This window comes from Variovorax sp. Soil_C_12 (assembly GCF_057657375.1).
Genome location: NZ_JBDGIO010000012.1, coordinates 57,791 through 78,055 on the forward strand (window position 1 = coordinate 57,791; position 20,265 = coordinate 78,055).

Genomic DNA, 20,265 nt, shown 5'->3' on the forward strand with positions numbered 1-20,265 from the left:
AATCAAAGGTCGAAGCGGAGTTCAGCGCTGTAGGTGCGCTGGGGGTAGGGGTGGAAATTCCAGTACTGCTCGTTGTTGGCGTTGTCGATGCCGAAGGCGGCCGACCAGCGCTTGTCGATGCGCAAGACCACGCGCAGGTCGACGGTGAAGTACTTGCTGGCGCCGAAGTAGGCATTGGCGTTGACGTCGCTGTTGTCCAGGTTCGAGTACTGGCGCCCGCTGTAGCGCGCCGCCACGGTGAAGGCCCAGCGCGCATCGGGCTTGTACGTGGCGTAGACCGTGGAGCGCCAGCGCGGCACGCGCGGCTGCCACTTGCCCACGCTGGCCGGGAAGGCGGCGTTGGCCACGATCTTCGAAACGGCGTAGGTCAGGCTGCTGCCGAGCTCCAGTCCTTCGGCGAACACGTCCTGGCCGGTGTAGGAAAGCTCCAGGCCGGTGGTGCGCACCTTGTCGACGTTCTGCACGCGCGAAACGGTCGAGTTCGGGATGAGCTGGTTGTAGAGCGCGTCCTTGGTGGTCTCGTGGAACAGCGTGGCGCGCGCCAGGCCGTTGCCCAGGTCCTTCTCGGCCGAGAGCTCGCCGGTCCACGATTTCTCGGGCTTCAGGTTCGGGTCGTTGATGAAGGACAGCGTCCCGCCCGAGGTCGCGCCGTAGAGCTCGCCCACGGTCGGGTAGCGCACTGCGCGTCCCACTGAGGCCTTGAGCACCGTGTCCTTCGTCAACTGGTATGCGAGCGCGGCCTTGGGCGACAGATCCGATTCGCTGCGCGCGGGGTAGACCTGCGAGCTGACCGCCGTGGCGGTGAAGCCGTCCTTGGCCTGCCAGTGCTCGTAGCGCAGGCCGAGCACGGCCTTCCATTGCGGCGCGAAGCCCCAGCTGTCCTGCACCCAGGCGCTCTGCGTCTGCGTGCGGCCGCCGACATTGCTGACGACGGACCGGGGCACGGCCGGCCCGTCCAGCCAGCTGCCCAACACGTTGTTCTTCGCGATGGCCAGCTTGTACGCATCGCGGCCGACGCCGAAGTCGACGATGTGCGCGCCGCCCACGCCCTGCGGTCGCCAGGTGCCTTTGGCGGCCAGCGTGTTCCAGCCGGTGCCATCCTGGTCCTGCAGCGTGCCGGCGCCACCGACCGCCGCCAGGGGGAGCGCGACGGTGGGCGCGCGCTGCTGGTCCTTGGCGTAGTCGTACAGGCTGGCCGCCACCTCCCAGTCCCACTCGCCCCGCGTGTTGCTCTTGACCGAGAGGCCGTGCATGTAGTGCGTCTGGCGGTCGTTGGTCAGGGGAAAGGCGGTGGGTGCCAGCGTGTAGCTGCGCCCGCCGAAGTCGACCGGCCCGCTGTAGACGGGCTGGCCGGCCGCGTTGACCAGATAGCTCTCGGGCCGGCCCTCCGAGCTGTTCTGCCACCAGCCCAGCGTGTAGGTGGCGCGCACGGTGGGCGAGAAGTCGTAGGCCAGCTTGAGCTTGGCATGGTCCTGCACCGTGTGGTACGCGTTGCCGGTGCCCAGGAGGTACCAGGGGGTGTTGGTGGTGTTCAGGCCCGGCACGGCGCCAGAGACCGGTGTGCCGCCGCGACCCGGCGCGCCCGAGGCGACGGTGGCGGTGGTGAAGGTCAGCGGCTGGCCGCGGCTGTCGGTGCGGTTGATGTCGATCCACCACGACCAGTCGCCGCTCTTGCTGCCCAGCGAGGCGCTGGTCTGCCAGCCGTCGAAGGTCTTGTGCGTGTTGTAGAGATCGAAGGGCTGCGAAAAGTAGCCGGCCTTCACATGCGCCTCCAGCTGGGTCGACATGCGCGTCACGTAGTCCACCACCGCGCCGGCCGAGTTGCCGGGGTAGGCGGCGGAGAAGGGCCCGTACATCACGTCCACGCGCTCGATCTCCTCGGGCGTGACCAGGCCCCAGCGCGGCGCGTAGTTGGTGCCGTTGGCGATGCCGTTGCCCAGGTAGTTGGACAACAGGATGCCGTCCGCATAGACCGCGGAGCGCGCGCTGTTGCCGGTGCCCGAGGCGCGGGTCGAGAGGATGGCGTGGTTGTAGTCGCCGATGTAGCGCTTGCGCACCAGCAGGCTGGGCAGGTACTTGAGCGCGTCCTCGCTGTCGGTGGCGTTGACGCGGGTTTCGATCTCCTCGCGCGTCACGCCCTCGATGGTGGTGGGAATCTGCGTGGGAAGCGAGGTCGGCTGGCCCCCGGTGACGGTCACCACGCCGAGCGATTTGATGCGCTCGGGCGCCTGCTCGGCGACAGGGGCGGAGGGAGTCTGGGCGAGCGCAGGCCCGGCCAGGCACGGGAACGCTGCGCCCACGGCGAGCGACAGCACGGTTTTCTTGTTCATGGAGAGCGCTCCTCGGCGCCTCGGAGCGCCGGTGCATTGCAAGGAGATCCGCGAGCGAGCGCCGGAAGGGCGCGCGCTCGCTACGAGATCGACAGCAAGCTCAGAGCGTGGGCGGCCCGCGCGCGGGCAGCGGGGCCGCGGTGGCCGCGGCGATGCGCGCGGCCGGGATGGGCTGGACCGCGTGGGCCAGCGGGAGGGGATGCGGCAGCGCCGCCACCAGCGCCGGCGGCGGCGCGCCGGTCAGCAGGCACAGCGGGCAATCCATGTGGGTGGCGCCCAGTTCCTGCGCGCCGTCCTCGCCCTGGACCACCGCCTTGATGGCGCCGGCGCTGGAACACACCAGCTCCAGCGTCTGCGGATGCACGATCGGCGAGGCGATCGCTGCGCCCAGCGACAGCGCGAACCACAGCAGCACGAGGCGGCCGATGCGGTGGGCGTGGCGCAGGCAGGACATGGGGTGGCGATTATCGGCCAGATGGTGTGGTGCCGGCTTCGACAGGCTCAGCCCGAACGGGCGGGGTCGCGGCAGCCCGCGGCGCCGCGGCAACCGATGAGGAAGCGGGAGCGGGTGGGGAAGCCGCGGCAGGAACCACCGGCGTGACGCGGAAGCCGCGCGCCGCCAGCAGCGCGGGCAGGCCCGTCGGCCCCACCATGTGCAGCGCGCCGACCGCGCCGAACACGCGCTGCCCCTCGTCGTGCAGCCGCGCGATGCCCTCGGCCAGGCCCGGGTTGCGATCGTCCAGCAGGCGCTGCAGCGCGCGCCTTTCGGCGGGCGTGCGGAGGCACTCGCACCATTCGGTGTAGCTGTCGAGTCGCGGCCAGTCATTGCGCGCCCAGGCCTGCGCCAGTTCGTTGGCCTGCGCGCCGGCCTGGCCCGACTCGAGCTCGTCGAGCGCCTGGTCGACCTGCTCGCCCTCCTCCGCCTCGGAATCGCCGGCCAGCATCTTCAACTGCGCCGCTGCGCTTTCGAGCGCCACCACCGGCTTGCCGCGGGCCCGCGCCAGGGCCGAGAGAAAGGCCTCGCTGCCGAAGTCGCCGTAGAGCCCCTCGGCGCGCGCCGCCAGCATGGCCAGGGTCGTGACCTGCAGGATCGGCCGCAGGCTGGCAAGCGCTCCCTCGGGCAGGCAGGCCGCGGCCACCTGCCGGTCCAGCCGGCGTCGGCGTTCGGGCGTCAGCAGACGCGCGCTGGCATCAGGGTCGGCCGGCGCGCTGAACACGGCCACCGTGGCGGGGTCCTCCAGGTCGAGCTCGAGCGCCAGGGTGTCGCTCTGCGTCAGCGCGCGCAGCACGCGGCGGCCCGGGATCATCCATTCGGCCTTGCCCAGGTGCATGGTGCCGTAGAGCCAGGAGCGCCGGCCGTCTTTCTCGAGGCGCCACAGCAGGCCGCGGTCGGCACCCGAGGCCAGTGCGCGCGACAGGGCGGCCGGGGAGAGATCGGGCACGGGCGCCGCAGGCGGACAGGCAACGGGCGCCCCCGCCTCGCCGGCCGCAAACACCGGCGCGGCGCCTGCACACAGGCCCGCGAGGGCCAGCGCGCGCAGCGCCCGGCGCCAGCCGGGCAGGACCGGGCCGGGCTTCATTCAGCCGTCCAGCGCCGCCGCGAAATCGGCGATCAGCTCGCTCTCGCGCTCCAGGCCGACCGAGACGCGGATCAGCCCCTCCGCAATGCCCATCTCGGCGCGCTTCTCAGGCCCGGCTTCCCAGAAGATCGTGGGCGCGACCGGAATGATCAGGGTGCGCGTATCCCCCATGCCCGTGGCCTTGACCGGGATCTGCAGCCGATTGATGACCGGGATGCAAGCCGCCGGATCGCGCAGCTCGAACGACAGCAGCCAGGCGCCCGCGCCGAACAGCGCGCGCGCCATCGCGTGCTGCGGGTGCGATTCGAGCATCGGGTAATACACCCGCGCCACGGCCGGGTGGGATTCCAGGAAGCGGGCCAGCGCCAGCGCGGTCGCGCTGGTCTGCGCCACCCGCAGCGCCAGGGTCTCGGCGCCCACGGCGATGCGGTGCGCATGGTCCGCGCTGAGGGTGCCGCCCAGGTCGCGCAGGCCCTTCTTGCGCAGCTGCGTCAGGCCCCACTGTTTCGCGTCGCCCTGGCGATAGCCCTCGAAGATGTTCGGATAGGCCTGCCAGTCGAAAAGACCGGTGTCGGTCACCGCGCCGCCGAGCGCATTGCCGTGGCCGGCGATGGTCTTGGTCAAGGAGTTGAGCGACAGGCTGGCGCCCACCGTCCGCGGCCGGAACAGCGCGGGCGAGCTGATGGTGTTGTCCACCACGTAGACCAGCCCGCGCTCGGCGCAGAGCCGGCCGATGCCCGGCAGGTCAGGCACCTGCGTGCCGGGGTTGGCGATGGTCTCGACGAAGACCATGCGCGTCCCGGGCCGCAGCACGGCGGCCACCGCATCGGCCGAGGCCGCGTCGACGAGGCTCACCTCGACGCCCAGGCCCTGCAGGGTGCCGAGCACGCTGTGGGTGTTGCCGAAGAGGTGGCGGCTCGCCACCAGGTGGTCGCCTGCGCGCAGCAGGGTCAGGAACACCGCCGACACCGCCGCCATGCCGGTCGCGAAGCTCACGGTGCCCACGCCCTCCTCCAGCGCCGTGATCTTGGATTCCAGCGCCGCCGTGGTCGGCGTGCCCTGGCGGGCGTAGTTGAAGCGGTTCTTCAAGCGGCCCTGGAACACGCCGATCAGGTCCTCCACCCGCTCATAGCCATACTGCACAGAGGGATTCACGGCCATGTGGACACCGCCCTGCTCGGCGCCGAAGCGGCGGTCGGCGTGCAGCAGCCGGGTGATCGGATCGGGGGTGTCGGGAGGCGCGCTCATGGTGTTTGTATCCACAGGTTTCGGGACGGCGGCAGCATCGCTATGCTCTTCGCATGCGCAGCATATTTCACCTCGCCTTCAACGTCCGCGATCTCGACGAGGCCCGGCGCTTCTACGGCAAGCGCCTCGGTTGCGCAGAAGGCCGCAGTACCGACACCTGGGTCGACTTCGACTTCTTCGGCCACCAGATCTCGCTGCACCTGGGCGAGCCCTTCGCCACCGCGCGCACCGGCCATGTGGGCGACGTCCTGGTGCCGATGCCGCACCTGGGCCTGATCCTCGAACTGCCCGACTGGCAGGCCCTGGCCGAGCGTCTGGAAGCGGCCGGCACCGAGTTCGTGCTGAAGCCGCAGGTGCGCTTCGAAGGCCAGCCGGGCGAGCAATGGACGATGTTCTTCTGCGACCCTTTCGGCAACCCCATCGAGGTCAAGGGCTTCCGCTCGCTGGACACCGTCTACGCCACCTGAATCCATGTTGTCCATGTTCCCGCGTCCGGCCGCTCTCGCAGCCGCGCTGCTCGCCCTGCTGCCGCTGGGCGCGCCGGCGGTGCAGGACTGCGAGCTCAACGGTCAGAGCGTGAACCCGGCCAACGGCAACACCACGGCCGGCAAGACCGGCCTGATGCGCTGCAAGGACCGCGACAGCGGCGAGCTGATGCGCGAGCAGCAGCTCCAGAATGGCGTCTTCATGGGCCCGGTGCGCACCTACGAGAAGGGCAAGCTGTTGAAGGAGCACAGCGTCAACGCCCGCGGCAACATGGAAGGCCCGGCGCGCGAGTTCTCGCCGGCCACCGGCCGGGTGCTGCGCGAGGCGGTGTACGACAATGGCCACGAGACCGGCGTCACGCGCAGCTTTCATCCCAACGGGCAGCTGCGCCGCGCCACCTTCTACGCCGAGCCCGGCGAGCGCGCCTACGCCGAATTCACCGAGCGCGGCCAGCTGTCCGGCCTGCGCTGCGGCGACAAGCCCCTCTTGGCGCCGGCGGCCGACGATGCGCGGCTGTGCGGCTTCGTCGGCAGCACCCCCTCGCAGGTCGAGCTGTTCGATGGCAAGGGCATCCTGCGCACGCGCCTCGCCTACCTGGCCGGCAAGCGGGTGCGCAGCGAAGAGCTCTACGACAATGGCAAGCCGTCGATGCAGGACGAGATCAGCGGCACCCAGCGCATCGAGCGGCGCTGGTCGTCCGAGGGCATCAAGCGCCGGGAGATCGTCTACCTGCTGCTCGAGCGCGGCGCGATCAAGCGGCGCGAGCAGGAGTTCTCCGAGAAGGGCCTGCTCGTGCGCGACCAGCGCTGGAGCGCCGCCGGCGAGCCCCTCTCCGACGAGAGCTACTACCTCAACGGCCAGCCGCGCAGCAAGGCAGTCTACGGCGAAGGCAACGAGGCGCGCACGGTCGAGATCACCGAGTTCCACGACAACGGCGAGCGCGCCGCGCTGGGACGCTTCGCCGTCGTGAGCCGCTTCCGCCAGATCCCGATCGGCCTGCACCAGCGCTTCAACGACAGCGGCAAGCTGCGCGCCGAGTCGAGCTACGACGACAAGGGCCGCGTGACGCGCGAACGCAGCTGGGACGCCGACGGCAAGCTGGAGCGCGATGACGAGGTCTTCGAGGACGGCTCGCGAAAGGCCTACGCAAGGTAGGCCTTCGCGTTCTCAATCGAGCTTGATCCCGGCCGACTTGATGATCGGCCCCCAGCGCTTCGACTCGGCGCGCGAGAGCGCCGCGAACTGCTGCGGCGTGCCCGGCATCGCCTCCATGCCGAAGTCGCTGAAGCGCTTCTGCACCGCCGGCACGCCGAAAGCGCGGTTGAGTTCCGTGTTGAGCTTGCTCACTACCGGCGCGGGCAGGCCGGCGGGGCCCAGGATGCCCTGGAAGGCGAACACCTCGGTGTTGGGCACGCCCACTTCGGCCAGCGTCGGCACATCGGGCAGCAGCTTCGAGCGCGCGCCCGAGCCGATCGCCAACACCCGCACCTTCTGGCCCTGCATGATCGGCAGACCCGAGGCGAGGTCGAGGAACATGCAGGGGACCTGGCCGCCCATCACGTCCGCCATCGCCGGCGCCGCGCCGCGGTAGGGGATGTGCGTGATGAAGGTGCCGGTGCGGTTCTTGAACATCTCCATCGCCAGGTGATGCGGCGAGCCGTTGCCGGGCGAGGCGTAGTTGACCTTGCCGGGATTGGCCTTCACGTAGGCCAGGAAGGCCTTGAAGTCCTTGGCCGGGAAGTCCGGGTGCACCACCAGGGCGAGCGGGAACTTGCCGATGGCGCCGATGTAGCTGAAGTCCTTCTCGGGGTTGAAGGGCAGCTTGCTGAACAGGTACTCGTTGAAGGCCAGCACTGCGTTGTCGGCGGACATGATGGTGTAGCCGTCGGGCTTGGACTTGGCGACCAGGTCGGCGCCGATGTTGGTCGAGGCGCCGGGGCGGTTGTCGATCACGATCTGCTGCCCCAGCGTCTGGCGCATGGCCTCGGCCAGGGTGCGCGCGATGACGTCGGTGCCGCCGCCGGCCGGATAGGGCACCACCCACTTGATGAGCTGCTCGGGGTAGTTCTGCGCGCGCGCCCAGGGTGCGGCGGCGGCGGCCGCGGTGGCGGCGAGGGTGCTGAGCAGGGTTCTGCGGTCCATCGATGAAGTCTCCTGGTTTCTTGGTGTGTGAGAGGGGTCAGGCCGGGCTGGCATCGTCCGGAGCTGCGGACAGCGAGGGCACCGGCAGCTCGCGCAGCGCTTCGGCGAGCGCGGCCCGGCAACGCGCTTCGTCGCCGAGTTGCTCGAACAGCAGCAGGACGAGTCGCGCGAGGAAGAGCGATTCTCGCTCGGCACCGGCTTCGCTGATGGCGTTGGCGCATTCGGCGTAGAGCCGGTCGCGGGCTTCGAGCGTGAGGGCGGTAGTCATTGAAATACCTTCGCCTTCGGCTGCGGTGCAAGCACCGATGCACGTGCAAGCGCCTGGGCCAACGCACCTGGCGGCACGCGGCGCCAGCGCGCGGCCACATGGCCGTCGGGCCGCAGCAGGTAGACCGCGCCTTCCTCTGCGCCCAGCGCCTCGAACACCGCGGCATGTTCTGCAGCAGGCGGCAACACGCGCAGCACCGGCTGCAAGGGGCCGGCCTGCGCGGCGGCGAGCTCGGCCTCGAAGCCGGCGTCCGGGCGATCGATGTTGAGCACGAGCACGGTGAACTGCGACCCCACCCAGTCGGTGAGATGCAGCCCGGGCGCGAGCGGCTGTTCGGGCAGGGTCTCGCCGGGCCGCGGGCCGGCCGGCAACGCGTCGCTCTCGCTGGACAGCGCGGAGTCTTCGTAGAACACGGCTTGCGTCTGCCGCGGGTTGATCAGGTTCGCGATGCCACGCTGCGCGCCCGAGAGCGACAGCGCCGCCTCGCGCAGCAGGTCGAAGCCGCGCGAGGGCGGCGACATGAACTCGGTGCTGCGCATGGCGCTCTCGGCATTGATGTGGAAGGCGGCGATGCGCTCCTGCGAGTAGCTGTCGAGCAGCGACGCGTCCGACACGCCACGCGCCACCAGCGCCAGCTTCCAGGCCAGGTTGTCGGCATCGTCGAAGCCGGAGTTGAGCCCGCGCACGCCGAAGATCGGCATGGCATGCGCGGCATTGCCGGCGAACAGCACGCGGCCGTGACGATAGCTCGAAAGCGTCATCGCGCCGGCCCGGTAGATCGAGGTCCAGACCGTCTTCCAGGGCAGGTGGCCCTCGCCGATGGCGTCGAGATGGCGCTGCACGAACTCGGCCACCGCGGCGCGCTGCAGCGCCTCCTCGGTGCTCTGGCCGGCGCGCAGCTGGTAGTCGATGCGCCAGATGTCGTCGGGCTGGCGGTGCATCAGCACTGTCGAGCCGGGGTTCCACGGCGGGTCGAACCAGGCGCGGCGCTCGGTCGGGTGGCTGCTGTGGAGCTCGATGTCGATGATCACGTAGCGGCCTTCGTAGGCCGTGCCCTCCAGGTTGAGGCCCAGCGACTTGCGCACGAAGCTCTGGCCGCCGTCGCAGCCCACCAGCCATTGCGCATTCAAGGTGTACGCGCCCAGGGCATTGCGCGCCTGCAGCACCGCCCCCTCGGCATCCTGCGTGAAGCCGGCGAGTTCCGTGCCCCAGCGGATGTCGATCAGTCCCGGCGCCGCTGCATTGCGGCGCACGATCTCGTCGAGCAGGTACTGCTCGATGTAGTACTGCTCGAGGTTGATCATCGGCGGCAGCTTCTGCCGCGCGTCGTGCGGCATCTCGAAGCGGAACACCTCCTCGGTCTTGTAGAAGCTTCGCCCGCCGGTCCAGGCCAGGCCCTTGGCCAGGAAGGCCGGCAGCGCGCCCAGGCGCTCGACGATCTCCAGGCTGCGGCGCGACACGCAGGCCGCGCGGCTGCCGACGCAGACCGTGTCGTCGGCCTCGAGGATCACGCTGCGCAGGCCGTGGTTGGCCAGGCCCAGGGCCAGCGCCATCCCGACCGGGCCGCCGCCGGCGATCACCACCGGATGACGGCCGGCCTCGACGCCGTCCTCGAGCGGCGGCAGCGTGGGTGCGAAGCGGGTGTAGCGGAAATCGCCGACCGGCGGGGGCAGGTCGCCGGCCGCCGGCGGGAGCGGGCCGGTGGCGGCATCGCCGGGGCGCGCGGCCGGAGGGGGCAGTACAGCGGTGTTCATGCGAAGGGATTGTCCCGATGCCTCCGGAGCGCCGATGTCCTAACTTCGTACGAAGTGTTAACCCTGAGACCCCCATGAGGCGCTGGCCCCTGCGCAGCGCCGAAGCGCTTACGTTCGCGGCCCCCGTGGTCAGCGGCGTGCTCGCCGGCATCGGCACGCCGCACCTGGCGGCCAGCTACCTGGGCGCCCTGCACCGGGTGCTGCCGGTCACCTTCTGCACCGTCTTCGCCGTGAGCGCCAGCGGCCGCATCGAGACCGTGTCGGCCGCCAGCAGCTACGGCAGCACGGCAGAGCGCACGGCCGAGCGCTACGTGGCCCAGCGCTTCGACCGGCTCGATCCCAACATGGTGTGGCTCGCCGGCCGCAAGCTACCCAAGCGGCCCCAGCTCTGGATGGGGCACCAGGTTGCCGAGGAGGTGGCGGACCCGGCCTACCGCGCGGCCTGCTACGGCGACGTGGGCATCCGCGAGCGCGCCTCGGTGCTGCTGCTGTTGCCCACCGGGCAGCGCACGGCCGTGAGCTTCTACCGCAGCCTCGCGCAATCGGAGTTCGACGAAAGGGACTTCACGCTGCTGGAGGCCCACGCCACCCTGCTCGCGGACGCGACCCTCGCGCACGGCCGCAGCGCGATGGCGGCGCGCGAGGCGGCCGAGCCCAGCCTGGGAACCCGCCTGCTGGCCTTGAGCCTGCGCGAGCGCGAGGTGATCGGCCACCTGCTGGCCGGCAGGACCGCCAAGGAGACGGCGCGCGAGATCGGGATCGAGCTCACGACGGTGCGGACTCATCAGTACCGGGCGTTTCGGCGGTTGGGGATACGGAGCCTGAAGGACTTGCTGCGCGGCGCCTCGGCTTGATGTGTCGTTGACGCTGGCGACGCCGGGCGATCAGGGCGCCGCCACTTCCTGATCGATCGCCCCGAAGATCGACTGCCCGTCCCGCCCCTTCATTTCGATGCGGATCGTGTCCCCGTACTTCATGAATTCGGTGGACGGCTGGCCGTCCTGGATGGTCTCGATGCATCGCTTCTCGGCGATGCAGCTGTAGCCCTTGGGCCACTCCATCCGCCCGTTCTTCTCGACACCCTTGTTGCTCACCGTGCCGCTGCCCACGATGGTGCCGGCGCGCACGTTGCGCGTCTTGGCGATGTGCGCGATCAGCTGGCCGAAGTGAAAGGTCATTTCCTCGCCGGCGTCGCACATGCCGACCTTGCGGCCGTTCCAGCTGCTCTGCAACGTGAGATGCACCCGTCCGCCCTGCCAGGCCTCGCCCAGTTCGTCGGGCGTGACAGCCACCGGGCTGAAGGCGGTAGCCGGCTTGCTCTGGAAGAAGCCGAAGCCCTTGGCCAGCTCGTTCGGGATCAGGTTGCGCAGGCTCACGTCGTTGGCCAGCATCACGAGGCGGATGCCGTCGAGCGCCTGCGCGGGCGTGGCCCCCATCTTCACGTCGCCGGTGATCACGGCGATCTCGGCCTCGAAGTCGATGCCGAAGGCCTCGCTGGCCGCCACGATACGGTCGCAGGGGCCGATGAAGTCGTCGCTGCCGCCCTGGTACATCAGCGGGTCGGTATAGAAGCTCTCGGGCACCTCGGCGTTGCGCGCCTTGCGCACCAGCTCCACGTGGTTGAGGTAGGCCGAGCCGTCGGCCCATTGGTAGGCGCGCGGCAGCGGCGCCATGCATTGGGCGGGGTCGAAGGGGAAGGCGTGGCGGGTGCGCCCGGCGTTCAGGGCGCCCGAAAGATCCTGCAGCTGCGGGCTGACGAAGCCCCAGTCGTCGAGCGCCTGCTGCAGGCGGTTGGCGATGCCGGTGGCGTAGTGGGCGCTGGCCAGGTCGCGCGAGACGACGACCAACTGGCCGTCGCGCGAGCCGTCCTTGAGGGTGGCGAGTTTCATGGATGAGGCGGGCGCGGATGCCGGCACGGCACCGCTACCACTAAACTGGTTGGACGGGCGGCAGTGTACCGAGCTGAACCTTGGCAGCAGCCTCCGATCCACTCCCGATGCACCTGCGCCCCGCCGCTCCCGCCCTACCCAGCGTCCCGCGCCCGCCCTGGCGCGCGCTGGCGCTGCTGGCGGGCGCCGTGCTGCTCGCGCACCTGGCCCTGCTGGCGCTGGCGCCCCTGGCGGGGGGGCCGCATCCCTCGCCGCTGGCCGGCAAGTTCATCACGCGCACCATCGTGATCGCGCCGCCGGCGCCCGAGCCCGCAGCAGCGCCGCCGCCGCCCGCCGCAGCGAAGCCGCCCGCACCCAGGCCCCCGCGACCACGGCCGGCGGCCCGGCCGCCCGCACCTGTGGCGCCAAGTCCGGCGCCCACCGAAAGCCCGGCGCCCGATCAGACGGCGCCCGCTGCGGCCGAGGCACCGGCAGAGCCGGGCACCGCCGAAGCCGCTCCAGGCGCGGCCGCGGGCGATGCTGCAGGCACCGGCTCAGCACCGGCGGGGGCAGCGGGCAGCGGGGCCGCTGGGGGCCAGGCGGAAGCGCCGGCTCCGATGCAGATTCCGGGCTCGGTGCAGCTCGCCTTCGCCGTCACCGGCCAAATCGGCGCCGCACCGATGCAGGGCGTGTTCGGCAAACTGATCTGGCAGCAGGATGGCCAGCGGTACGACGCCCAGCTCTCGCTCAACTTCCTCTTCAAGACCATCCGCAGCCAGCACAGCAACGGCGTGATCGGCCCCAGCGGCATCGAGCCCGCGCGCTTCTCGGACGCAAAACGCAGCGAGGTGGCCGCGCATTTCATGCGCGAGCAGGCCCAGGTGGTGTTCAGCAACAACGCGCCGAGCGTGCCGCTCTTGCCCGGCGCGCAGGACCGGCTCAGCGTGATGCTGCAGCTCGGCGCGCTGATGGCCGGCGATCCGGCGCGCTATCCGTCCGGCGCGGCCTTCGCGATCCAGACGGTGGGGCCGCGCGATGCCGACCTCTGGATCTTCAAGGTCGAGGACGACGAGCATCTGAAGCTGCCGGCCGGCGAGTTCAACGCCCGGAAGCTCACGCGCAACCCGCGCAAGCCCTACGACGACAAGGTGGAACTCTGGATCGCGCCCGAGCTCGGTTACCTGCCGGTGCGGATCAAGCAGACCCAGGCCAATGGCGATTTCGCGGATTTCCAGCTGCGTGACGCCCAAGGAGCGCGCCCTTGAAGCCGAAAAATGCACAAAAAATAACGGTGCGTGCCTACAAAACAACAGCCCTTATTGAAACTGGCGCGTTAAGTGCTATCTAACGACCATGAAGGCCTTAGACATCCTCACTGGACCCGCCATGCAAATGCTTTACGACTCCGACTCCTTCGTCGTCGTACACGTGCAGCCGACCGAGGGCGACACGCCAGTGGCGCCGAACATTCCCGTGCTCGCCCGCCATGGCTTCGAGATCGTGGACAAGCGCTCCGGCAAGGAGGTGTATCTCGATGGCTCCTGGGCCGAGCTGTTCCAGCAACAGATCGCCGCCTGGCAGCTCAACACGCCGACCCAGGAAGAGGTCGAAGACACGCTCGAAGGCTACGCCGAGCTCGCCCACACGCCCGTGCTGGTTCACTGAGGCTTCTTCCCCGCTCCGTATAAGCGGCCATACATCGGCCCGACGATCAGCAGCACCGCCACCAGCCGGCACACCTGAAACGCCGTCACCACCGGCACCCCCAACTGAAGCACCTTGGCGGTGATCGCCATCTCGGCGATGCCGCCCGGCGAGGTTCCGAGAATCAGCGTCGCCGGATGCAGCCCGGTGCCCCAGGCCAGCAGCCAGGCAAAGCCGGCGCACAAGACAATCATCCCCAGGGTTCCCAGCGCCACTGTCGCCAGCCAGCGCGGCGCCGTGTGCAGGAACTCGCGGCTGAAGCGCACGCCCAGGCTCACCGCGATCACCAGTTGCGCCGCGTTCGACAGCCACGCCGGGACCGCCGACAACGACTGGCCGGCCACGGCAAAGCCCATGGACACCAGCAGCGGACCGATGAACCAGGGATTGGTGCGTCCCGCGAGCCGCATCGCCACCCCGCCCACCCCGGTCGCCAGCACGAGCAGCACCAGCCCGCCCCAACGCACCTCGCGCGGCCCCGCGGCATGAAGCTCGAGGCCGTGCAGGCCGCTCCATTGCATGGCGAAGGGAATCGCCACCGTGACCAGCACCAGCCGCAAGCTATGGGCGGCGGCCACCAGATCGGTGCGCGCGCCCGCCCGCTCGGCCAGCAGCGTCATCTCGGATGCACCGCCGATCGCGCCCGAGAAGTAAGTCGTGGCTCTCATTGAACTCACCGGCACATGCGGCATCCGCTTCGCGTGCAGCGCCTGCAAGCCCTGCGCGAACAACCAGCCCAGGCCGAGCGCCCAGACGATCGCCAGCACGATGGCCCACCAGAGTCCGGCCACCAGCCCCACCATCTGCGGCGTGAAGTAGAGCCCCAGCGCCATCCCGATCGCCCATTGCCCGGCATTGCGCAGCGGCGTGAAGTTCGCGGTCGGCGCGCCGGCGATGGAAGCCAGCGACACCGCCAGCAGCGGGCCGATCATCCAAGGCAGCGGGGTGTGCAGCGCGAGACAGGCGCCCGCGGCCACGACCGCAAGCAACAGGGTGGCGAGGACGCGCAGCGTCAGTCGAAGCGGGGGCACGGACGGGAGGAAGGGACAATGGATGGCGACGCGGCGCAGCCGCCCTCGCGTAGTATGGCCCGATGGTGCGCCCCTCTCTTTCCTCGTCCGCCTGGCTGGCCTCGCTTCTGGCGACGGCCGTGCTCGTGGGTTGCGCAGCCTCCGTGCCACCGGCGAATGCGCCGGTCGCCCGCCGCGCCATGGCCTTGCTGCCGGCCGACGCCCTGCTCCTGGGCGAACAGCACGACGCCCCCGAACATCAGGCGATCGAACGCGAGACCGTCGACGCGCTGGTGGCGCGCGGGCGCCTGGCGGCGCTGGCCATCGAGATGGCCGAGGAAGGCGCCAGCACCGCCCACCTCGGCGCCACGGCGACCGACGACCAGGTGAAGACCGCCCTGGACTGGAACGAGAAGGCCTGGCCCTGGAGCGCCTACGGTCCGGTCGTGATGGCCGCGGTGCGTGCCGGCGTGCCCGTGCTCGGCGCCAACCTCCCGCGTGCGCGCATGAAGGATGCGATGGCCGACGTGTCGCTCGACGTCCAGCTCGGTGCCGAGGCGCTCAAGGCCCAGCAGGAGGCGGTGCGTGAGGGCCACTGCCGCTTGCTGCCCGAGTCGCAGATCGGCCCCATGACACGCATCCAGATCGCCCGCGACCGCGCCATGGCGCAGACCCTCCTCAAGGCCCGCGTGCCGGGCAAGACGGTGTTGCTGGTGAGCGGTGCCGGCCACAGCGCCAAGGCGCTGGGCGTGCCGCAGCACCTGCCCAGCGACCTCGCGGTGAAGACGGTTCAGCTTCAGGTCGGCGCCGCCTCGGACCCGCAGCGCGCGCCGGGCGCCTTCGACGCCGTGTGGCAGACGCCCGCGCTGCCCGAGAAGGATTACTGCGCAACGCTCCGGGCACAGATGCGCACCCCAGGCTAGGCTGCCTGGGCTTGCTCAGGTGTTCTTGCGGATCGAATCCGCCAGCGTGTTGACCAGCGTGTCGATGTGCGACTTCTCGACCACGTAGGGCGGCGCGATCACGATCACGTCGCCGGCGGGGCGCACCAGCGCGCCCTTGTGGAAGCAGTCCAGGAAGATGTCGTAGGCGCGCTTGCCCGGCGCGCCCGCGATCGGCGCGAGCTCCACCGCCGCCGCCAGCCCCAGGCTGCGGATGCCGATCACGTTGGGCAGGCCCTTGAAGGTGCCATGGAAGGCATCGCCCAGCACCTGGCCCATCTCGCCCGCACGCGCGAAGAGCTTTTCCTTTGCGAAGAGATCGAGCGTCGCGAGCGCCGCGGCGCAGGCCACCGGATGGCCCGAGTAGGTGTAGCCGTGGAAGAACTCCACCACGTGCTCGGGCGCGGAGGTGTTCATCATCGCGTCGTAGAGCTTGTCGCGGCAGATCACGCCCCCCAGCGGGATCACGCCGTTGGTCACGCACTTGGCGAAGTTCAGCATGTCGGGCACCACGCCGTAGAAGTCCGACGCGAAGTTGGTGCCCATGCGCCCGAACCCGGTGATGACCTCGTCGAAGACGAGCAGGATGCCGTGCTTGTCGCAGATCTCGCGCAGCTTCTGCAGGTAGCCCTTGGGCGGCAGGTACCAGCCGGCCGAGCCCGCCACCGGCTCCACGATGATCGCGGCCACGTTGCTCGGGTCGTGCAGCGGCAGGATGCGCTGCTCCAGGTCGGCCAGCGCGTCCTCGGCCCACACCGGGTCCTGGTTGTGGATGTAGGCATGGTTCACCGGGTCGTGGATGAAGCGCATGTGGTCGACCCGCGGCAGGAAGGCCGAGCCGAAGACCTTGCGATTGCCCGGAATGCCGCCCACCGACATGCCGCCGAAGCCGACGCCGTGGTAGCCCTTCTCGCGGCCGATGAAGACGTTGCGATGCCCTTCGCCGCGCGCGCGGTGGTAGGCCAGCGCCACCTTCAGCGAAGTGTCCGCCGCCTCGCTGCCCGAGTTGCAGAACAGCACCTTGTTGAGGTCGCCGGGCGCCATCGCGGCGATCATCTCGGCCGCCTTGAAGGCCTTGTCGTTGCTGACCTGGAAGGCCGTGGCGTAGTCGAGCGTGTCCAGCTGCTTCTTGATCGCCTCGTTGATGGGCTTGCGGTTGTGGCCCGCGCCCACGCACCACAGCGAGGAGATACCGTCGATCACCTTGCGGCCGTCGTGCGTGGTGAACTCCATGCCGTCGGCCGCCACGAAGACGCGCGGGTCCTTGCGGAAATGGCGGTTCGGGGTGAAGGGCAACCACTGGTTGTCCATGCTGAAGTCGTTGTAGGCCATCTATTCGCTCCTGCAGGGTGGACGCTGGGGGGAAGGGCATTTTGGCACCGGCCGCGACATTCGGCAGCCCTGCGACAATCCTGCCCCTTATGACTCCCGCGTACATCCTCACCCTTTCCTGCCCCGACCGCACCGGCATCGTCCACGCCGTGTCCGGCTTCCTGCTCGAGCGCGGCGGCAATATCGAAGAAGCGGCGCAGTACAACGACCACGGCACCGGCCTGTTCTTCATGCGCGTGCGCTTCGCCTGCAGCGAGCACGGCGAGGCCGCGCTGCGCGAGCAGATCGCCGGCCTGGCCCAGAGCTTCGGCATGCGCTGGAAGCTGCGCGTGGCGGCCGAGCCGATGAAGACGGTGATCCTGGTCAGCAAGGAAGGCCACTGCCTCAACGACCTGCTGTTCCGCTGGAAGAGCGGTCTGCTCTCGATCGACGTGCGCGCCATCGTCTCGAACCATCGCGACTTCTACCAGCTGGCGGCCAGCTACAACGTGCCCTTCCACCACATCCCGGTGACAGCGGCCACCAAGGCGCAGGCCGAGGCGAAGCAGCTGGAGATCATCGAGGCCGAGGGCGCCGAGCTGGTGGTGCTGGCGCGCTACATGCAGATCCTCAGCAACGACTTGTGCACGCAGCTCGCCGGACGCGCGATCAACATCCACCATTCCTTCCTGCCCAGCTTCAAGGGCGCGAAGCCCTACTACCAGGCGCACGACCGCGGCGTGAAGCTGATCGGCGCCACCGCCCACTACGTGACGGCCGACCTCGACGAGGGCCCGATCATCGAGCAGGACGTGGAGCGGGCCGACCACACCGACACGGTGGAGGACCTGACCGCCCGCGGCCGCGACACCGAGACGCAGGTGCTTGCCCGCGCCGTCAAGTGGCACAGCGAGCACCGGGTGCTGCTCAACGGGCACCGGACGGTGGTCTTCAAGTAGCGCACGCGGCATCCCTTGCCGTAGAGTCGGACCCATGAACGCGCCCACGACGACGACCCAGCGTGAGCGGCTGCAGGCCTCCGAACGCCAGGCCGAGGTGGTCCGCGCGCTGCAGGCCCGGCTGCCCGCCCATGCCCTGATCTGGCAGCCCGAGGACACCACACCCTACGAATGCGACGGCCTCACCGCCTACCGCCAGCGCCCGCTCGTGGTGGCCCTGCCCGAGACCGAGGCGCAGGTGCAGGCCGTGCTCCAGACTTGCCATTCGCTGGGCGTGCCGGTGGTGGCGCGCGGCGCGGGCACAGGGCTCTCGGGCGGCGCGATGCCGCATGCGATGGGCGTGACGCTGTCGCTGGCCAAGTTCAACAACATCCTGAAGGTCGATCCGGTCAGCCGCACCGCCGTGGTCCAGTGCGGCGTGCGCAACCTCGCGATCAGCGAGGCGGCCGCGCCCTTCAACCTCTACTACGCGCCCGATCCGTCCAGCCAGATCGCCTGCACCATCGGCGGCAACGTGGCCGAGAACTCGGGTGGGGTGCACTGCCTCAAGTACGGCCTGACGCTGCACAACGTGCTGCGCGTGCGCGGCTTCACCGCCGAGGGCGAGCCGATCGAGTTCGGCAGCGAGGCGCTGGACGCCGCCGGCCTGGACCTGCTGGCGCTGGTGGTGGGCAGCGAGGGCATGCTGGCCGTCACCACCGAGGTCACGGTCCGGCTGGTGCCCAAGCCGCAGCTCGCGCGCTGCATCATGGCCAGCTTCGACGACGTGCGCAAAGCCGGCGACGCGGTGGCCGCGGTGATCGCGGCCGGCATCATCCCGGCCGGCCTGGAGATGATGGACAAGCCCATGACCGCCGCCGTCGAGGACTTCGTGCGCGCCGGCTACGACCTCGAGGCCGAGGCGATCCTGCTGTGCGAATCCGACGGCACGCCGGAAGAGGTGGAAGAAGAGATCGCGCGCATGAGCGAGGTACTGCGAGCCTCCGGCGCCACCGCGATCTCGGTGAGCACCAGCGAGGAAGAGCGCCTGAAGTTCTGGAGCGGCCGCAAGAACGCCTTCCCCGCCTCGGGACGCATCAGCCCCGACTACATGTGCCTCGACTCCACCATCCCGCGCAAGCGCCTGGCCGACATCCTGCTGGCGATCCAGCAGATGGAGAAGAAGTACGGCCTGCGCTGCTGCAACGTGTTCCATGCCGGCGACGGCAACCTGCATCCGCTGGTGCTCTTCGATGCCAACGACCCCGACGAGCTGCACCGCTGCGAGCTCTTCGGCGCCGACATCCTCGAGACCAGCGTCGCGATGGGCGGCACCGTCTCGGGCGAGCATGGCGTGGGCATCGAGAAGCTCAACAGCATGTGCGTGCAGTTCACGGCCGAGGAGAACGAGCAGATGTTCGGCGTGAAGCGCGCCTTCGACCCGGCGGGGCTGCTCAACCCCGGCAAGACCATCCCGACGCTGCAGCGCTGCGCCGAGTACGGCAAGCAGGTGTTCCGCGCGGGACGGATGCCGCACGCAGATCTGCCGCGCTTTTAGGATGAAGGGATTGCGCGGTCTCGCCTGGCTTCTGGTCCTGCAGTCGATCGGCGAATTGCTTTCGCGTGGGCTGTCGCTTCCGCTGCCGGGCCCGGTGCTGGGCCTGGTGCTGCTGCTCGCCGCGCTGCGGTTCGAGCTCGTGCGCGGGCCGGTGGCCGAATGCGCGAACTTCCTGCTCTCGCACCTGTCGCTGCTCTTCATCCCGGTCGGCGTGGGCGTGATGACGCACCTCGCGCTGCTCGCGCAGTACGGCGGCCGCATGCTGTTCGTGATCGTGCTGTCGACCTGGATCGGGCTGGCGGTGACGGCGACCGTGCTCTACTGGCCCGACCGACAGCGCGGGCACGAGGCGGAGCGCTGAGCCCATGCCCCGCTTCGTCGAGCTCTGGATCTACCTCTCCGCCACGCCGCTCTTCGGCCTCACGGCCACGCTGGTGACCTACCTGCTCGCGAACGCGGCCTATGCGCGCCTGGGCAGTGCGCCCTGGGCCAACCCGGTGCTGTGGTCGGTGATCGCGCTGGCCGGTGGCCTGGTCGCGACCGGCGTGGACTACCCCAGCTACTTTGCGGGCGCGCAGTTCATCCACTTCCTGCTCGGGCCGGCGGTGGTCGCGCTGGCCTGGCCGCTGTGGCAGCGGCGCGCGGAACTCAAGGCGCGCTTCGGGCGCGTGCTGCTCGCCGCCCTGCTGGGCGGCATCGCGGCGAGCGCCTCGGCCGTGGCCCTGGCTTGGGCGGTGGGGCTGCCGCACGACGTGGTGCTCTCCCTCGCGCCCAAGTCCGTCACTGCGCCCGTGGCGATGGGCATCTCCGAGAAGATCGGCGGCATCCCGGCGCTGTCGGCGGTGTTCGCGGTGCTCACCGGCATGATCGGCGCGCTCTCGGGCAAGTACCTCTTCGATGCCCTGCGCATCGGCACCGATCCCGCCGGCTTCGCGGCGCGCGGCTTCGCGCTCGGCACCACGGCCCATGGCATCGGCGCCGCGCGTGCGCTGCACGTCAATGCGGATGCCGGGGCCTACGCGGGACTGGCACTCGGTCTGCAGGTCGTGCTGGCGGCGCTCCTGATGCCGCTGGTCTTCAGCATGCTGCGCTAAGGAGAAAAAAACGCCCGCGGAAGCGGGCGTTTT

At 69.9% G+C, this 20,265-nt stretch carries 20 protein-coding genes; 10 read left to right on the top strand and 10 right to left on the bottom strand.

Annotated features, from left to right (window positions below; translation table 11 throughout):
* Positions 1-2: 2 nt before the first annotated feature.
* From AC3A6X_RS26450 to AC3A6X_RS26465, 4 genes are all read right to left on the bottom strand, one after another.
* Positions 3-2,330 carry a TonB-dependent receptor gene (locus tag AC3A6X_RS26450; RefSeq protein WP_487844952.1) on the bottom strand — a complete coding sequence of 776 codons (2,328 nt, stop codon included), beginning with the start codon at positions 2,328-2,330 and terminating at the stop codon, positions 3-5.
* A gap of 100 nt (positions 2,331-2,430) precedes the next feature.
* Positions 2,431-2,784 carry a DUF2946 family protein gene (locus AC3A6X_RS26455; protein ID WP_487844953.1) on the bottom strand — a complete coding sequence of 118 codons (354 nt, stop codon included), beginning with the start codon at positions 2,782-2,784 and terminating at the stop codon, positions 2,431-2,433.
* Positions 2,785-2,794: 10 nt separating this feature from the next.
* The gene (locus AC3A6X_RS26460; protein WP_487844954.1) at positions 2,795-3,910 is read right to left on the bottom strand and encodes a TraB/GumN family protein; all 1,116 of its coding nucleotides are present in this window, start codon (positions 3,908-3,910) and stop codon (positions 2,795-2,797) included.
* Positions 3,911-5,158, bottom strand: coding sequence for a cystathionine gamma-synthase family protein (locus AC3A6X_RS26465; protein WP_487844955.1), 1,248 nt, complete (start codon positions 5,156-5,158; stop codon positions 3,911-3,913).
* A gap of 53 nt (positions 5,159-5,211) precedes the next feature.
* Here AC3A6X_RS26465 and AC3A6X_RS26470 point away from each other — a divergent pair, with 53 nt between their 5' ends.
* Together AC3A6X_RS26470 and AC3A6X_RS26475 are read left to right on the top strand one after the other, a co-directional pair.
* Positions 5,212-5,625 carry a VOC family protein gene (locus AC3A6X_RS26470; RefSeq protein ID WP_309966860.1) on the top strand — a complete coding sequence of 138 codons (414 nt, stop codon included), beginning with the start codon at positions 5,212-5,214 and terminating at the stop codon, positions 5,623-5,625.
* A 13-nt stretch (positions 5,626-5,638) separates the two neighbouring features.
* Positions 5,639-6,799, top strand: coding sequence for a toxin-antitoxin system YwqK family antitoxin (locus tag AC3A6X_RS26475; RefSeq protein ID WP_487844956.1), 1,161 nt, complete (start codon positions 5,639-5,641; stop codon positions 6,797-6,799).
* 12 nt (positions 6,800-6,811) lie between these two features.
* Here AC3A6X_RS26475 and AC3A6X_RS26480 read toward each other — a convergent pair whose 3' ends face one another.
* The 3 genes from AC3A6X_RS26480 to AC3A6X_RS26490 are packed head-to-tail and all read right to left on the bottom strand — an operon-like array spanning position 6,812 to position 9,808.
* Positions 6,812-7,786: a Bug family tripartite tricarboxylate transporter substrate binding protein gene (locus AC3A6X_RS26480; protein ID WP_487844957.1), complete on the bottom strand. Its 975-nt coding sequence runs from the start codon at positions 7,784-7,786 to the stop codon at positions 6,812-6,814.
* A 37-nt stretch (positions 7,787-7,823) separates the two neighbouring features.
* The gene (locus AC3A6X_RS26485; protein ID WP_487844958.1) at positions 7,824-8,054 is read right to left on the bottom strand and encodes a DUF2783 domain-containing protein; all 231 of its coding nucleotides are present in this window, start codon (positions 8,052-8,054) and stop codon (positions 7,824-7,826) included.
* Positions 8,051-9,808: an FAD-dependent monooxygenase gene (locus AC3A6X_RS26490; protein ID WP_487844959.1), complete on the bottom strand. Its 1,758-nt coding sequence runs from the start codon at positions 9,806-9,808 to the stop codon at positions 8,051-8,053. The genes AC3A6X_RS26485 and AC3A6X_RS26490 overlap by 4 nt, the downstream gene beginning before the upstream one ends.
* Before the next feature lie 74 nt (positions 9,809-9,882).
* Between AC3A6X_RS26490 and AC3A6X_RS26495 the strand changes: the two genes are divergently transcribed.
* Positions 9,883-10,662: a LuxR C-terminal-related transcriptional regulator gene (locus tag AC3A6X_RS26495; protein ID WP_487844960.1), complete on the top strand. Its 780-nt coding sequence runs from the start codon at positions 9,883-9,885 to the stop codon at positions 10,660-10,662.
* Between the two features lie 30 nt (positions 10,663-10,692).
* Here AC3A6X_RS26495 and AC3A6X_RS26500 read toward each other — a convergent pair whose 3' ends face one another.
* Positions 10,693-11,697 carry a fumarylacetoacetate hydrolase family protein gene (locus AC3A6X_RS26500; RefSeq protein ID WP_487844961.1) on the bottom strand — a complete coding sequence of 335 codons (1,005 nt, stop codon included), beginning with the start codon at positions 11,695-11,697 and terminating at the stop codon, positions 10,693-10,695.
* 107 nt (positions 11,698-11,804) lie between these two features.
* Between AC3A6X_RS26500 and AC3A6X_RS26505 the strand changes: the two genes are divergently transcribed.
* Positions 11,805-12,941: a DUF3108 domain-containing protein gene (locus AC3A6X_RS26505; protein WP_487844962.1), complete on the top strand. Its 1,137-nt coding sequence runs from the start codon at positions 11,805-11,807 to the stop codon at positions 12,939-12,941.
* Between the two features lie 121 nt (positions 12,942-13,062).
* Complete coding sequence (locus AC3A6X_RS26510; RefSeq protein WP_181360530.1) at positions 13,063-13,341, top strand: BTH_I0359 family protein; 279 nt, start codon at positions 13,063-13,065, stop codon at positions 13,339-13,341.
* On the opposite strand, the gene AC3A6X_RS26515 is transcribed toward AC3A6X_RS26510, so the two are convergent.
* Complete coding sequence (locus tag AC3A6X_RS26515) at positions 13,335-14,411, bottom strand: AbrB family transcriptional regulator (RefSeq protein ID WP_487844963.1); 1,077 nt, start codon at positions 14,409-14,411, stop codon at positions 13,335-13,337. The two genes, AC3A6X_RS26510 and AC3A6X_RS26515, sit on opposite strands and share 7 nt — an antisense overlap.
* A 62-nt stretch (positions 14,412-14,473) precedes the next feature.
* Between AC3A6X_RS26515 and AC3A6X_RS26520 the strand changes: the two genes are divergently transcribed.
* The gene (locus tag AC3A6X_RS26520) at positions 14,474-15,313 is read left to right on the top strand and encodes a ChaN family lipoprotein (RefSeq protein WP_487844964.1); all 840 of its coding nucleotides are present in this window, start codon (positions 14,474-14,476) and stop codon (positions 15,311-15,313) included.
* A 15-nt stretch (positions 15,314-15,328) separates the two neighbouring features.
* Here AC3A6X_RS26520 and aptA read toward each other — a convergent pair whose 3' ends face one another.
* Positions 15,329-16,663 (bottom strand): omega-aminotransferase AptA, encoded by a 1,335-nt coding sequence (gene aptA / locus AC3A6X_RS26525; RefSeq protein ID WP_487844965.1) that lies wholly within the window; start codon positions 16,661-16,663, stop codon positions 15,329-15,331.
* An 89-nt stretch (positions 16,664-16,752) separates the two neighbouring features.
* Between aptA and purU the strand changes: the two genes are divergently transcribed.
* The 4 genes from purU to AC3A6X_RS26545 are packed head-to-tail and all read left to right on the top strand — an operon-like array spanning position 16,753 to position 20,232.
* Positions 16,753-17,601, top strand: coding sequence for a formyltetrahydrofolate deformylase (gene purU / locus AC3A6X_RS26530; RefSeq protein WP_309966881.1), 849 nt, complete (start codon positions 16,753-16,755; stop codon positions 17,599-17,601).
* A gap of 34 nt (positions 17,602-17,635) precedes the next feature.
* The gene (locus tag AC3A6X_RS26535) at positions 17,636-19,138 is read left to right on the top strand and encodes an FAD-linked oxidase C-terminal domain-containing protein (protein ID WP_487844966.1); all 1,503 of its coding nucleotides are present in this window, start codon (positions 17,636-17,638) and stop codon (positions 19,136-19,138) included.
* Between the two features lies 1 nt (position 19,139).
* On the top strand, positions 19,140-19,499 hold the full coding sequence (locus tag AC3A6X_RS26540) for a CidA/LrgA family protein (RefSeq protein WP_487844967.1): 360 nt from the start codon (positions 19,140-19,142) through the stop codon (positions 19,497-19,499).
* A gap of 4 nt (positions 19,500-19,503) precedes the next feature.
* The gene (locus AC3A6X_RS26545; protein WP_309966887.1) at positions 19,504-20,232 is read left to right on the top strand and encodes an LrgB family protein; all 729 of its coding nucleotides are present in this window, start codon (positions 19,504-19,506) and stop codon (positions 20,230-20,232) included.
* Positions 20,233-20,265 lie beyond the last annotated feature (33 nt).